Source organism: Undibacterium sp. YM2 (assembly GCF_009937975.1).
Taxonomy (GTDB): domain Bacteria; phylum Pseudomonadota; class Gammaproteobacteria; order Burkholderiales; family Burkholderiaceae_D; genus Undibacterium.
This window is the reverse complement of record NZ_AP018441.1, coordinates 6344187-6358706: the sequence shown is the minus strand read 5'-3', so window position 1 is coordinate 6358706 and position 14520 is coordinate 6344187. Positions and strand designations below refer to the sequence as shown.

Genomic DNA, 14520 nt, shown 5'->3' with positions numbered 1-14520 from the left:
GTGTGTCGATAGTGTAATATTAATTATGCATGATGGATAAATGCATCCAGATAAGTTATTGAACTTGCATTGCTACGGCGCAGGTCAATGAGCCCTGATAAGCAGGTAGATAACGGTTTCCATATTTCCGATAATAGCGAGAGGCTATTCAGACGAAATCACGATGAATAAAGACAATACTTCATTCATAGAGTTATTTCAGGCCCACCCGATACCGATGTGGGTGTACGATCTGCAGACGCTCGCTTTTCTTACCGTCAATACAGCGGCAATTGAACATTATGGTTACACCAAAGCCGAATTTCAGGCAATGACCATAGAAGCGATCAGACCATCCTACGAAAAGGAGAGGTTGCGACTGAATTTGCGGCAGCAAACAAGCAGTGCTCTTGAAAAATCAGGTATCTGGCTGCATAAAAAGAAAGACGGCAGTATCATCAATGTCGAAATTACTTCACATCCACTGCTTTTTGAAGGGCGCTCGTGCAAATTTGTGCTGGCCCACGATGTTACCGAGCGTTTGCATGCGCAAGACAAAGTAAGCCGCCTCAGCCGGATTTATGCTGTGCTTAGCCGTATCAATTATCTCATTGTCCGCACTCGTGACCGTGCAAGTCTGTTCCAGGATACCTGCCGGATTGCCACTGAAGAAGCTGAATTTCTTGCCGCCTACATCGCTATTGTTAATCCGGACACCCTTGATGGCAACGTAGTAGCCTGGGCTGGTGATATATCTCCTGAAATAGGTTCTGCGGGCCTGAACTTTGGTATTGACATGGCGGCATCGCCAGCAATGGTGGCCATACGCACTGGCTTACCAGCCATTTATAACGACAGGCTTGAAGCACCTGGCATGTTTATCCCTGACGCCAGGTTTATTGAGAGCCAGTTTGCGTCCATGGCAGCCTTACCCTTGCAAGTGGATAAACGCCCCGTGGGGGTACTGGTCTTGTTTGCTGACACACCGCATTGTTTCGATGACGCTGAGCAAAAGCTATTGACTGAACTCGCCGCCGATGTTGCTTTTTCCTTTCAATACATAGGTCGTGAAGAATCCCGCAAACATGCCAATGCCCGTTTGCAGGAAAGTGAAGCGGGCCTGCGCCGTGCGCAATTGATGAACAAGACGGCGCACGTAGTTACTGGTACGGACGGATCGTTTGAACGATGGTCAGATACACTGCCCCTACTGATAGGGGTGGACAACGCCGACATGCCGCCCGATACCCGGCTTTGGTTAAATATCGTGCATCAGGATGATCGCAACAAATTTCGCAACACCTGCATACAGGCTGGCAGGCTGGGAAGCCGGGTAGAAATCGAATACCGGGTGTGGCGCGGTGATGGAAGTCTGATGCAACTGAAGCAGGTAATGGAACCTCTGCTGGAAGACGGCAGCACCGATGGCAAGACACGATGGTTCAATACCATACAGGACATTACGGAACAAAAGGCCCAACAGGAAAAAATCGCCCGGCTCAGTCGTATCTATGCGGTATTGTCTGGTATTAATTCTGCGATTGTGCGTACCCACAACCGCATGGAGTTGTTTCAGGAAACTTGCAGGGTCGCAGTACACGAAGGAGCTTTTGGCATGGCCTGGGTTGCCAGTACCGACACGCACAAACGCAGCGATCCCATTATTGCCTTATACAGCAATACCCCTGATCTGGCAGCTCAGTTGAACTTGAAAGCTTTGGCTAATTCCCCGGACCACAATCTGCCAGCAGATATCGCGTCGCGCGAAATGCGCCTGGCTATCTGCAATAACGTGCAAGCCGATCCTGCACTGGCAAATTTCAAAGACGAATTGCTGGCACAAGGACACCTCGCCCTGGCCTGCCTACCGTTGATTACGGAGAGCCGGGTCGTCGCAGTGTTGACATTGTTTGCCAGCAGCATCGACTTTTTCGATGAAGATGAAATAAAACTTCTCAATGAGCTTGCCGGTGATCTTTCATTCGCTCTGCAATTTATAGATAAGGAAGAGCAGCTTAGTTATCTGGCGTTTTACGATAAACTGACGGGCCTGCCAAATAACCGTTTGTTCAATGACAGGCTGACCCAGTTAATGTATTCTGGCACGCAAGAGCCCAACAAGGCGGCCATCATCTTGTTGAACCTGAACCGGTTCTCGCAACTCAACGACACTCTGGGTCGTCATGCCGGTGACAACCTGCTGATACAGATTGCCGAACGCCTGCAAGCATCCTTGCAAGAACCTTATACCCTGGCCCGCATTACCGGTGATACCTTTGCGATCGGCCTGGCCAACCTGGTGCTGGGCGAGAATGCTGCGTCCATACTTGAACAAGATGTTTTCAGCGCCTTTGCCCTGGATTTTTTTCTGGATCATCAGTCTGTGCGCGTTTCCGGCAGCGCTGGCCTGGCGCTTTATCCTGATGATGGTCAGGATGCAGAGACCTTGTTCAGACATGCCGAGGTAGCGCTCAAGAATGCAAAGACTTCCGGTGAACGTTATCTGTTTTATGCGCCATTGATGAATGCTGCGCTGGCAGCAAAAATGACACTGGAAAGCGAACTGCGTACAGCCTTGAACAGCAACCAGTTCGTCATGCATTTTCAGCCGCGTGTTGATCTTGTAAGCGGGCACATAGTCAGCGCAGAAGCCTTGATACGCTGGCAGCATCCAGAACGTGGCCTGATTTATCCCGGGGACTTTATTCCTGTAGCAGAGGACACGGGTTTGATAGTACAGATAGGTGAATGGGCAATCAAGGCTGTGTGCGAGCAGCAGGCTGCCTGGCGCGAGCAGAAAATCGATATTGTCCCGGTGGCAGTCAACCTGTCCGCCGTACAGTTCAAGAATGGCAAAATCCTCGACATCATCCAGGATGCCATCAATAGCCACGGACTCGAACAGCATCATATCGAATTTGAACTTACCGAGTCTGTCGTCATGGGCAACCCGGAAGAAGCCGCACAAACGCTGAAAGCCATCAAGACCATGGGCATGCAATTATCCCTGGATGATTTCGGCACGGGCTATTCTTCACTGGCTTATTTGAAACGTTTTCCATTTGATTTCGTCAAAATCGACCGCGCCTTCATCATCGATGTGACCAATAATCCTGGCGATGCCGCCATCACCACCGCAGTGATAGCCATGGCACATAGCCTGAATTTGCGTGTCGTGGCAGAAGGCGTAGAAACCGAAGGGCAATTGCAATTACTGCGCAGGCTGCGTTGCGATGAAATACAGGGCTATTATTTCAGTCGCCCGGTACCTGCCGATGCCTTCGCCACCATGCTGCGCGAGGGAAAACGCCTGTTGCCGCCGAAAGAAGTTGTTGATGGCACCAAAACCCTGTTGATCGTCGATGACGAGCCAAATATCGGTTCCGCACTCAAACGTTTGCTGCGTGGTGAGGGTTACCACATCCTGACTGCAACCAGTGGCCAGCAGGGCCTGGACCTGCTGGCAGTCAATCCGGTGCAGGTGATCATTTCTGATCAGCGCATGCCCGGGATGATAGGAACAGAGTTTTTGCGTATCGTCAAAGAACTGTATCCAGACACCATACGTATCATCCTGTCGGGTTATTCCGATCTGGTGCCTATAGCTGAAGGCGTGAATCGCGGGGAAGTCTTCAAGTTCCTGACCAAACCCTGGGAAGATGCTCAATTGAAGGAAAATATTCGTGATGCTTTCAGGCGTCACCGGCCGGATGCCTGATCCCTGAGCCTGAGCTAAGATTGATGATGCCTGCCTTTGCTTTTCGGCGATAATGCTGAAACACATTTCGCCATGGATAGTCGGAATTCAACACCCCAGGGCGATGCACCGGCAAAACAGTTAATCTACAGAGGTTTGCATGAACACAGAAAACACGTCCATACCAGAAGCAAGGACCACCCAAGATGAGGCTTTTCTGGATGCAACAGAAGTGCGCGTCCTTGGCGTACTGGCAGAAAAAGAAGCCGCCACGCCCGACAATTATCCGCTGTCATTAAATACCCTGGTCAATGCCTGCAACCAGCTCACCAGCCGCGACCCCGTCATGTCCGTGACCGAATCCGAAGCGCTGGAGGCCATAGACAGGCTGGCCGCCAAGAAGCTGGTGAACGCCATCCACCAGGCCGGTGCCCGTGTCGCCAAGTACGAACACCGCATGCGCATCAAATGGATGCTCGACCAGCCCAAGGTGGCCGTACTGACCATACTCATGCTGCGCGGCTTCCAGACCGCAGGCGAAATCCGCGCCCGCGTTGGCCGCCTGCATGAATTTGCCAGCGTCGCCGATGTTGAGAAATGCCTGGACTACCTGATGGACAAATACCCACCACTGGTCGCGCGTTTGAACCTGACGCCGGGCACCAAGGAGCCGCGCTATGCGCACCTGCTGTCTTGTGATGAAGAAGGCCTCGATCAAGCAGAAGCTTCCAGTTTTTCCAGCGGCGGTGGCGCTTCAAAAAATGACAGGGTCAGCCAACTGGAGACAGAAGTCGCGCAACTGAAGCAGCAGGTAAGCGATTTGAGTGCGCAGTTTGCAGAGTTCAAGAAGCAGTTTGAGTAAGGCTTTTCAGATATTCTATTTTCATATTCATGCTTAAGACCCACATATCGACCTTGCATTATTTGTTGTGCAAATTATTGGATTCGACAATTACCGAACAAAAATTCCATTCGGAATTTGGACACGCGCTCTCCAAATATGCCAAGTACATTAATGACAGACCGTATTACCCACTGAACGACCTGACATCAATGTCGGGTGAAAAATTACGAAAGTACGCGTCAGATGCGTTAGCGCGGCTTCCCAGAGAGGAATTAGATCGAAGTACCAGGAAGTGGATCGAAGATAATTTGGTAGATGAGGATGCGTTCAGTTTTCATGATAAGGATGGGCAACCAAAATTTGGCCAAATTTTGCAGCTCTATCATACTGAAATTGAAAAAGAGTCTTTTCTACTCTCTGCACTGAATGGAACAATACAACAACCAACATTCAAATATGCAGATTTACTGGCAGTCTTGAAGGAACAAAGTTCGAATGAATTGGGTGCGTGGGTATTATGCAATGAGCCCGATAATGCTTTTGCAAATATTGAATACCTATGGACATTGGGTGAGGTTTATGAGGAGCCGGAGCAGCTTGCTAAAATTGAGCGGATTCGTGGTGACTCAGTACAATGGGGTGATTGTTTTTTGATGCTGCTGCCGAAAAGCAAGAATTGGTTGCTATTGAATACCTATCGTTTTTCGAGTTTTGAGATTTCACTACATGCAAAAGCTGAATTTGTTGACGCAGTGCTTTCTGACGCGCGTCTTTTCAATTCCATGCCTGCCAGAGTGCGGCGAGGGGATTAATTTGCAAAGCTTAAGAAATGATTTGATTAGTATGAGGCTGTATAAGCCTGAATTACCTGAGACAACATGATTTCAAAACAGTATGTCAGCCGCGTCAGCCTGCGCAGAGATATCGTTGAATCTTTCGATCGCTATCCCTTCTCTTTGCCCGCGATAAAAAACTTCGAGTATGTCGATCTGCATCCCAAGATTACTTACTTTGTCGGCGAAAATGGTTCGGGTAAATCTACCTTGCTGGAAGCGATCGCGGTTTCTCTGGGCTTTAATGCCGAGGGTGGTACCAAGAACTTCAGCTTTGGTACACGGCGTTCACATTCTGTGCTGGATGAATATCTGCGCATTGCCAAAGGCATACGCAAGCCGCGTGATGGTTTCTTTTTGCGGGCTGAGAGCTTCTTCAATGTGGCTACTGAAATTGAAAAACTGGATGAGGAACCAGGTAGCCCGCCGATTATCAATTCCTATGGCGGCATCTCATTGCACGAGCAATCGCACGGTGAATCCTTCCTTGCATTGATGACAGAACGTTTCGGCGGCCAGGGCTTGTACATACTCGATGAACCTGAGGCTGCGCTGTCGCCACAAAGGCAACTCGCGGTCCTGTCACGCATCCATGATCTGATAGAGGATAATTCCCAATTCATCATCGCTACCCATTCACCGATACTCATGGCTTATCCTGATGCCTGCATCTACCAATGCGGCAAAGAAGGTATCTCTGAAATTGCGTATGAAGACACCGAACACTACAAGGTCACACGGGATTTTCTGGCGAATCCCAAGCGCATGCTGGATATGTTGATGGAGCGTTGAGTTTTGAATTAGGTGGATTTCTGAAAGACCAAAAAGCTCACCACTGAGGCACCGAGGGAAGAAAGGCTGCTGACAAGCAGCCTTCGTTACGCAGGCGAACGGCATGCCGTTCGATTTCCCTGCTACACCACAGAGGATTCACAGAGAAAATTCTTTGATGAAGTCTCTGTAAAACCTGAGTGTCTATGTGTTGATAGATATTGCCCTGACTTGATTACTTGTGATTGAGCATGGCAATCACGACGACGACTGCGATGGCCAGCAACACCGCCCCAGCAATTTTCCACGCTGAATACGGACGCTCACCCTGCACCTGGCCAGTCTGGCCGTTCACCAGAAAGCGGTAAGTCTTGTCGCCATATTTATAAGACGACAGCCAGATAGGCAGCAGGATGTGCTTGAAGCTGATATTCGAATAGCGCGGCTGCATCGCAATGATGCGCTGGTGGTCGCCACCGATATCACGGCAGATAGCATTGCGGATTTCACCTTCCATCTTGCCCTGGGCATCGACAAAGCCTGGTTCCAGTCCCACCTGGTAAGCCTCTACCGTAAAGCCGGATACATAATCATCGCGGTAACCCTGCAGTTTTTCCAGACGCCAAGGCGCGAGATTTTCTGCATACGAAGTTGGCAGTGTCTTTGAACCCACGACCAGCACATCATCAAACGACACTTGCACTGCGCCCACTGCCGGGTACCAGTTGGTACGGGTCACCTGCCGGCTCTTGGTTTCGCCGTTTTCAGTATAGTTTTCTGTTACCGTGTAATCGACGCCACGCTGGCCCTGATAGGTAGTGTCGCTATCTGCATCATACGTCCAGTAAGGGGTATAGATGCCCTTGAGGCCACGTTCTGCCCTGTAAGCCTGCTTCAGCGCATTTGGCGCGAACCACAAGCCGGTAATCCAGTTGGCAAACTTGCTGCGCGCTTCTGATTCCTTGATATCAAACGGGGCAATCGCCTTGGGTCTGATCTTGCGGGCAGAATAGGCATTGGCAGCGATCAGCGGCACCGCGCAAAACGGGCAGCGGTCAGACACCAGATTGGCCGCCAGTTGCGACTCTGCCCCGCAGCCTGTGCATTTCACATGCTGGCTGGCGAGCATGGGTTCATTGCCAGCCTGTTCTGCCAGGTAAGCCTGATAGTCCAGCTCTTCTACCGCCGCGACCGTGGCTTCCTTGTCTTCAGGGATTTCATTCTTGGCACCGCAATACGGGCATTGCAGGGCGTGCTGGCCAGGCGCATATTCCAGCTTGGCACCACAAGATTTGCAGGGATAGTTTTTTGTCGTCACAGGTGATGATTCCAGAACAAAATAGAAGGCGTCGCTACCATCAGGCGCGACGCCACATCAGAGGATGATTTATTGCGGTGGCAGCGGTGGAGGCATCGCCGCAAACAAGCCAGACAAATCAGCCTGTTCACCCGCCTTGCCCCAGGCAGCCATGCCCTGACGCCATACCAGGCTGTCACGCGTCAAACTGCCATTGCCCACGTGAGATTGCAATACGCCCAGATCAAACGGCCCGGTCTGCGCACCGTTTTGCGCGACAAAATAAGATACCGCTGTTGGCAAAGGTGGTGGCATACCGCCGCCTGCCGCTGGTGCAGGAGCGGCAGCAGGTGCTGCTGCCGGTTGTGGATTATTACCAAACATCGTGCCCATGCTCTGGCTCAACATACCACCCACGCCTACCCCCATCATGGCACCAGCCATGCCGGGGTTTTGCGCCGCGTCACGCAAAGCCTGCGCACCCTGATATTGAGCGAACTGGTTCATATTGCCGATCACGCGCATCGCACCCTGCTGGTCGATGGCTTTTTCCACTTCTTCCGGCAAACCTATGTCCTGCACCTGCACTTCGCACAGTTCCAGACCATATTGCACAAAGTCAGAAGCAATTTTTTCCTGTATGCGCTTGCCCACTTCAGTGACCTTGGCTTCCAGGTCGATGACAGGCACGCCAATTTCAGGCATCACTTCCTTGATGCGCATGCCTATCTTGCCGCGCAGGTTTTCTTCTATATCCGCGGTCGTAAAATCAGCCTTGGTGCCGACCAGCTCAGACAGCATGGCCTTGGCATCCACGATGCGTATGCCATAAATACCAAACGCAGTCACACGCACCACGCCAAATTCAGGGTCGCGCATGGTGGCAGGGCCAGCCGTGCCCCACTTCATATTGGTAAAGCGGGTAGTCTTGAAGAAATACACTTCCGCCTTGAAAGGGCTGTTAAAGCCATACTTCCAGCCCTTGAGCGTACTTAGCAAAGGCATGTTCTCGGTCGATAGCTCATACATGCCCGGCGTGAACACATCCGCCACCTGCCCCTTGCCCATCTGGCCTTCATTGACCATGATGGCAATCTGCCCTTCGCGCACCGTCAGCTTGGCACCCATCTTGATTTCATTCTGATAGCGCTCAAAGCGATGCACCATCACATCGGGACTGTCATCCAGCCATTCGACAATATCGATAAATTCATTGCTGAGCTTATTCCACAGACCCATAGTGTTCTCCAAAAAACAAAATTCTTGCAGGATGCTGGCAGGCAATTCTATTGATAGCGGCCAACAGCTATTCGGCGGATACCAGTATATCCGGCGTAGGCGAAGTATTGCTGAATTGGTACATTATCACAAGGGTTGGGGAAGGGAATTATTGATATTGTTTCTGAACGTAAATAAGCAAAACGCGCATTTTCAAAAATACATCAGTTCTGTTAATTACTTTTAAATCGTACATGCCCTGTTTTAATATAGATGGGTCTATATTCTTGTGTAATTTTGCAATTTATCTCCAGTAGGATAATTTATGCCTGTTTCCATCAATGAACTCATCACAAAGGCAATTGAACCTGATGACCTGAAAACAGATGGACAATTGACATCGCCGCGCAGTTATGGTGTGTACGAGATTAAGGGAGCGAAGCAAGACAGCATTTACAGGCAAGGAAATCACCCTGTGCGTTTGCGTGAACTTCGAAAGGAATTCCCAGAGGTTGAATTGAAGTACTTATTTTCCTCGAAAGAAGATGCAGTTCAGGTAGCTGCCATGCTAAATGCCAGAGATAAAAAAACAGTTACGCGAAAAATATCCAGACAGGCGAATCTCCCATCAAGTCCGAAGTCTAAAATTTCTGGGCAAAGTATCGTTCACCCAAGCAAAATCCTGGTTCAACTTTTTGAGCATAAGCCATATCAGGGTGTTGCACCTGAAGCATCACGTTTTTTGTTTGTTGGTCTTGATGCCAATTATGATGTGAATATAGAGAAGATGTCCATTTTCCCAAAAGTGCTTGAGTACCATGAAGATGGCGAGAAGTTTTGGCATACTCACGAAGTACATCATCCATTTTTGCTAGATGAATATCGAGGTGATGGAAAGCGTTATCACCAGAATTTTGAGCGTATAGGATTCAGAACAGAACACGCTCATTTGATTTCTTTCGCTGAGTTATTTCATCTCCCAACGGTTGGACGCAACAAGCTTTCGGTTGAAGATTTCGATGTCACTCATTTGAAGCGATTGAATCAAGCAATACTTGAAGGCGAAGCTACTCACATCTTCATTTCCCCCGCTGTTGCCAGCTTGATGCGTGCTAGTGGAGCATTTTCCTGGATACCCAGCCGACCAGAAAATACAAGTGATGTGCTACCAGTCTTATTTCGGTATGCTAATAAAAAAGTTTATTCTCTTTTGCATTTTTCTAATTATGGTAAATATCAAGCTCTCTTGTATTCTCAATTAGATGCAATCTGGAATTTAAAAACGGTATAAACCGTGAAATCAACACCTCGTTTCAACGTTCTTTTTTTCCAATACACGCTCAAAAATACTATGGTTTTTCATAGTTTATGCCTGATTATTCTCACTTTCCGATAGAAATGTATAGGATTTGCTTTGTATTAAATTTTGGTTGATGTGAGCGTGGTGAAACTATTGCTTAAATAACCCACATCCTTGTCAGGAGTAAGAATGTGGATATGAAAAAGGTGAGTAAATACGGCTCCAATTGGTTATGTCACCCTGCCTGATCCACCCTCTCCAGTCTCCCTGCACTCGCTCCCCAGCTCCTCAACTTATGCCCCTTCACCGCATAAAAGAAAATCATCAGATAGCAGGGCAGCATGACCCAGTAGGCGGTTTGGGAGTTGCCTGCGTCGGAGAATTTACCGTATAGCATGGGTAGCAGTGCACCGCCAGCGATGCCCATGATGAGCAGGGCGGAACCGGCGGCGGTGTATTTGCCCAGGCCTTGCAGGGCGAGTGGCCAGATGGATGGCCAGACCAGGGCGTTTGCGAGGCCTAGCATGGCGAGGAACATCACGGTGTTTGGTACTACCGGCACGCCTGCCCAGCCGATGATTGCCTGGGCAATGCTGGTGTCCGTGGCTGAGCTGGTAGCAACGCCGATGGTGAACAGCAGGCCGCTCACTGCTGAGAACAGCAGGGCGGTTTTTTGTGTCATCAGTTTGGGGATGGTGGTGGCACCGAGGATGTAGCCTATGACCATGAAGCTCATGGTGTAAGAGGTCAGTACGGTGTAGTTGTGCACGCCGAGGTTGCGGCCATACAGGCCTATGGTGTCACCGGCGATGACTTCGACGCCGACATAGGCAAACAGCGACAATGCGCCCAGCACAAGTTGCGGGTATTGCAGCACGCCCCATCTGGTGACTTCGGGCTGGTTCTTTTCTTCTTCTGCCCTCAATTCTGGCAGTGAAGAAAAATGCACGATGACCATCACCACCAGCAAGCCAGCCGCCATGATGGCATAAGGGTAGACCAGGCGTGATGACAGTTCTGAACGCAAGGCAAGGCGGCCAGCATGATCGAGTGCAGCCAGTGCAGTGTCAGAATATTTTTCTATGCCGGACAAGATCAGTGCAGAAAACACCAGTGGCACGACGATGCCCGCACCCTTGTTGAACAGACCCATGATGCTGATGCGCATGGCGGCGCTCTCGCGTGATCCTATGCAGACGATGTAGGGGTTGATGGCAGTTTGCATCAGCGTCATGCCGGTGGCCAGTGTAAACAGGGCCAGCAAAAAGAAGCCGTAATAGCTGGTCTTTGCTGCGGGGATAAACAGTAATGCCCCAACTGCCATGATGCCCAGGCCCAGTGTCATGCCATTCTTGTAGCCGGTACGGCTGAGTATGGCGGCAGATGGCAGGGCCATGACGGTGTAGGCGATATAAAACGCAAATGTCACCCATAGCGCCTGGAAGTTATTGAGGTCGCAGACTATTTTTAAAAACGGGATCAGCGAGCCATTGAGCCAGGTGGCAAAGCCCAGGATAAAAAACAAGAGGCTGATAAAGAACATGGCAACGACCACATCCTTTGTTGATCCCGTTGCTTGATCATTGTTGTTCATGAGGTGTTCCAGACATATTTTAAATGGTCACTTGAGCTGACGAACTATCATCGTCCTTGCCGGGACATCGGGCAAAAAAGCCTCCCTCACAGAGTGATCAGGGGAGGCTTTGTGTTACTGGCCTGGATTGCTCCTGGCCATCATCGTGCAGATCAGAACTTGGCCCTGACACCTACGCTGTAACGTGCGCCGTTTTCATACACGCCAACTGGCAGGCCATCCGTGGTGTTGGTGCGTATCACAGAATTGGTCAGGTTGACGGCTGTCGCAAACAGGCTGATCTTTGGTGTGATGTCCCAGTTGGCTGTAGCGTCCCACTGGCCATAGGCGCTGGTAACATCCTGGCCGCCTTCATCCAGGCCACCGTAGGATTTGGAACGGTAGTTATACGACAGGCGGAAACTGATGCCGTTCTTTTCATAATAACCGCTGGCATTCAACTGATTGCGTGAATTGCCGATGACATTCAGTTTTTGGCCGCCAGCGATGGAACCTGCCTTGGCATCAGTAAAGGTATAGTTCACGATGGCGCCAAAACCATTACCAAAAGCTTGTTGCCATTGCAGTTCCAGACCATTGATGACAGCACCATTGTCGGCATTATGCGGACGTGTTACCGGGCGTGTTACGCCACCAACATTTTCTTGCGCTGTCGAAGTGTAGATGAAGGTATCCAGACGTTTGGTGAACAGCGTGGCAGACAACATAGATGCATCAGCAAAATACCATTCTGCACCTATCTCGGCCTGGTCGGCGTGGTAAGGCTTGAGCAGAGGATTACCGGCAGTGGCGGCGTTGGTAGTGCCGCTGACTTCGGTACTGGCACTGAGGTCGCTATAGGTGTTGCGTGCCATCACACGGGCTACTGCACCGCGCAGTATCAGGTCTTTGCGCAAGTCATACACCACGTTCAGGCTGGGCAAGACATCGTTATACGTACGTGTCGTGCTGCCGATGACATAGTTACCCTTGCCGGTCAGGTCTTGATAGGCTTCAGATGTCTGCTCAGTCTTGACCAGGCGTACACCGAAGTCACCGCGCCATTTGTCTGCAGCAAAATCAGCCTTGACATAAGCTGCAGTAATCTTCTCTTGTATCTTGTAGTACTCGCCCTTGGCTTCGTTATAGACCATGCCTTTGTCGTACATGGCAAAGCCCTTGCTCGCAGCCAGTGCATCGTTAACCCATGCATATTGGGTCAATGAACCAGAGGTTGCTGCAGCCTGGCTCAGCAGTGGTGATGGGCCAGTGGACAGATCAGCCAGACTCAAAGATTGCCAGCCGGTGCTGCCAGGGCCTACCGTGCCTATGGTGCGATGATTTTGCACGGTGTTGTCGCGGTATTTCAGGCCCAGCTTGATGTCCTTGATGAAAGAACCAGTCAGGTCCCATGTCAGGTCACCCTGTACATAGTTTTCTTTGCTTTCCATCTTGCGTACCCAGTCACGTGCATTTTGCAGCGTGAGCTTGGTTGGGTCGAGTGGGCTCATGTCGAGGTAAGACACTTCATAAGTATCTGGCGCGATATTCACAGTGGCGCGGGTATTGCCGGTGAACCAGAAGTTACGGTCATGCTTGCTGCCGCCTTCGGCAGAGGTGGAACCTAACTGACCATGCAGCTTCCAGCCATCGCCTTCATAATTGCCTTCCAGATCAAGTATCTTGGATTTGATATAGGCTTCGCGGTAGATAGGCTCAAACGAAACGCCAGTTGTCGGGCCGACTGTGCCGCCAACTACTGCCTTGGTGCCGTCAGAGGTCGTGATGAAGCGCGGATTGGTGATACGGATAACATTATTTGCATCTGCCAGACCACCAATTTGCCACAGGTAGTTCTGGTTATTATTATCCATGTTCATGTCTGAATTGATGTAATTCAGAGAGATATCGCTGTCACGGTTAGGCTTGATCTGCAGAGTCACATTGCCAGTCGTGCGTTCACGGTCCTGACGGAAAATCGCAGAACCACCGCCCCATGATGCATAAGCGTTTGGTGTCGCGACATTATTTTGATCGACGATGGTGTATTTGGTGGAGTCAGTAAAATTCTCCAGACCATCACGGCGCATCGTGCGTTTTTGTTTACTCAGGGACAGTAAGATACCCAGCGTGTTTTCATCATTCTTCCAGTTCACCAGACCAGAAATCTGTGGATCAGTCTTTTTGGGCAAGTCAGAATAAGTTGCCTCCAGTGAGAATTGCGCGGTCAAAGGTGTTTTGAATTGCAGAGGCTTGCGCGTCTTGACATTGACCAAACCGCCTATGCTGCCTTCATCCAGATCAGAAGATGGGCTCTTGTAAACATCAAGACTGCCTACCAGTTCAGAAGGCAAAATGTCATAGTTGAAGCCACGGCTTTGGGAGTCATTTTTCCACCAGTAAGCAGACGCGACTGACTGACCATTCAACTGCGTCATGTTCAGGCTTTTGTCGGTACCGCGTACAAAAATGTCGCGGCCCTCACCCCAGGTGCGATCGACAGAAATGCCAGGTACGCGTTGCAGCGAATCGGCGACGTTTTTGTCAGGAAATTTACCTAAATCTTCTGAATTGACTGTGTCAACAATATTTTGTGAGTCGCGTTTGCCAGCCAGGTTTTTTTTCAACGTGTCGCGTATGCCGCGCACTTCTACGACTTGTGATCCTGGTGCAGTTTCTGGTGTTTCATCGGCAGCATAGACGATATTAAACGCCGTGGTGCTGACGATCAGGGCAATCAGTTGCGGTAACAGCTTCTTCTTGAATACGGGGGTGTTCATGCAAATCTCCTTCAGTTGGTTTTACTCGTTGGTATCACATCTTCTTCTTTTGGCGCAGCAATTTTGACCTCGTTCTGAATTGCTTTAATCAAGGCAAAAAATCTTTACTATTTTCTTTATTCTTGTAATTTTCACTTGCGCATCAAGCGCTAAAAAAAGCCGACGCCGCACTGGGCGTCGGCAAATCAATCATACGACTTGGGGGAGGTATGATCTTAACGCTTGAAC

Annotated in this window: 9 protein-coding genes; 5 read left to right on the top strand and 4 right to left on the bottom strand. The window is 50.0% G+C overall.

Annotated features, from left to right (window positions below; translation table 11 throughout):
• Positions 1–163 precede the first annotated feature (163 nt).
• The 4 genes from UNDYM_RS29115 to UNDYM_RS29100 all read left to right on the top strand — a co-directional run bounded on the left by UNDYM_RS29115 (position 164) and on the right by UNDYM_RS29100 (position 6145).
• Positions 164–3697 (top strand): EAL domain-containing protein, encoded by a 3534-nt coding sequence (locus tag UNDYM_RS29115; RefSeq protein WP_162044288.1) that lies wholly within the window; start codon positions 164–166, stop codon positions 3695–3697.
• Positions 3698–3836: 139 nt separating this feature from the next.
• Positions 3837–4538, top strand: a complete 702-nt coding sequence (locus UNDYM_RS29110) for a YceH family protein (protein ID WP_162044287.1) — start codon at positions 3837–3839, stop codon at positions 4536–4538.
• 29 nt (positions 4539–4567) lie between these two features.
• Complete coding sequence (locus UNDYM_RS29105; protein WP_162044286.1) at positions 4568–5332, top strand: hypothetical protein; 765 nt, start codon at positions 4568–4570, stop codon at positions 5330–5332.
• Between the two features lie 66 nt (positions 5333–5398).
• The gene (locus UNDYM_RS29100) at positions 5399–6145 is read left to right on the top strand and encodes an AAA family ATPase (protein ID WP_162044285.1); all 747 of its coding nucleotides are present in this window, start codon (positions 5399–5401) and stop codon (positions 6143–6145) included.
• 214 nt (positions 6146–6359) lie between these two features.
• Here the strand turns inward: UNDYM_RS29100 and UNDYM_RS29095 are convergent, their stop codons facing one another.
• Together UNDYM_RS29095 and UNDYM_RS29090 are read right to left on the bottom strand one after the other, a co-directional pair.
• Positions 6360–7442 (bottom strand): hypothetical protein, encoded by a 1083-nt coding sequence (locus UNDYM_RS29095; protein ID WP_162044284.1) that lies wholly within the window; start codon positions 7440–7442, stop codon positions 6360–6362.
• A 69-nt stretch (positions 7443–7511) separates the two neighbouring features.
• Complete coding sequence (locus UNDYM_RS29090) at positions 7512–8660, bottom strand: SPFH domain-containing protein (protein ID WP_162044283.1); 1149 nt, start codon at positions 8658–8660, stop codon at positions 7512–7514.
• A gap of 304 nt (positions 8661–8964) precedes the next feature.
• Between UNDYM_RS29090 and UNDYM_RS29085 the strand changes: the two genes are divergently transcribed.
• Positions 8965–9930, top strand: coding sequence for a hypothetical protein (locus UNDYM_RS29085; RefSeq protein ID WP_162044282.1), 966 nt, complete (start codon positions 8965–8967; stop codon positions 9928–9930).
• 244 nt (positions 9931–10174) lie between these two features.
• Here the strand turns inward: UNDYM_RS29085 and UNDYM_RS29080 are convergent, their stop codons facing one another.
• Positions 10175–11533 carry a sugar MFS transporter gene (locus tag UNDYM_RS29080; RefSeq protein ID WP_162044281.1) on the bottom strand — a complete coding sequence of 453 codons (1359 nt, stop codon included), beginning with the start codon at positions 11531–11533 and terminating at the stop codon, positions 10175–10177.
• 152 nt (positions 11534–11685) lie between these two features.
• Complete coding sequence (locus tag UNDYM_RS29075) at positions 11686–14292, bottom strand: TonB-dependent receptor (RefSeq protein ID WP_162044280.1); 2607 nt, start codon at positions 14290–14292, stop codon at positions 11686–11688.
• Between the last annotated feature and the right edge of the window lie 228 nt (positions 14293–14520).

What these genes read in the sequence shown, in the direction of transcription:
- UNDYM_RS29115 (WP_162044288.1), top strand. Translation starts at nt 164, where the DNA reads ATGAATAAAGACAATACTTCATTCATAGAGTTATTTCAGGCCCACCCG.
- UNDYM_RS29110 (WP_162044287.1), top strand. Translation starts at nt 3,837, where the DNA reads ATGAACACAGAAAACACGTCCATACCAGAAGCAAGGACCACCCAAGAT.
- UNDYM_RS29105 (WP_162044286.1), top strand. Translation starts at nt 4,568, where the DNA reads ATGCTTAAGACCCACATATCGACCTTGCATTATTTGTTGTGCAAATTA.
- UNDYM_RS29100 (WP_162044285.1), top strand. Translation starts at nt 5,399, where the DNA reads ATGATTTCAAAACAGTATGTCAGCCGCGTCAGCCTGCGCAGAGATATC.
- UNDYM_RS29090 (WP_162044283.1), bottom strand. Translation starts at nt 8,660, where the DNA reads ATGGGTCTGTGGAATAAGCTCAGCAATGAATTTATCGATATTGTCGAA.
- UNDYM_RS29085 (WP_162044282.1), top strand. Translation starts at nt 8,965, where the DNA reads ATGCCTGTTTCCATCAATGAACTCATCACAAAGGCAATTGAACCTGAT.
- UNDYM_RS29080 (WP_162044281.1), bottom strand. Translation starts at nt 11,533, where the DNA reads ATGAACAACAATGATCAAGCAACGGGATCAACAAAGGATGTGGTCGTT.
- UNDYM_RS29075 (WP_162044280.1), bottom strand. Translation starts at nt 14,292, where the DNA reads ATGAACACCCCCGTATTCAAGAAGAAGCTGTTACCGCAACTGATTGCC.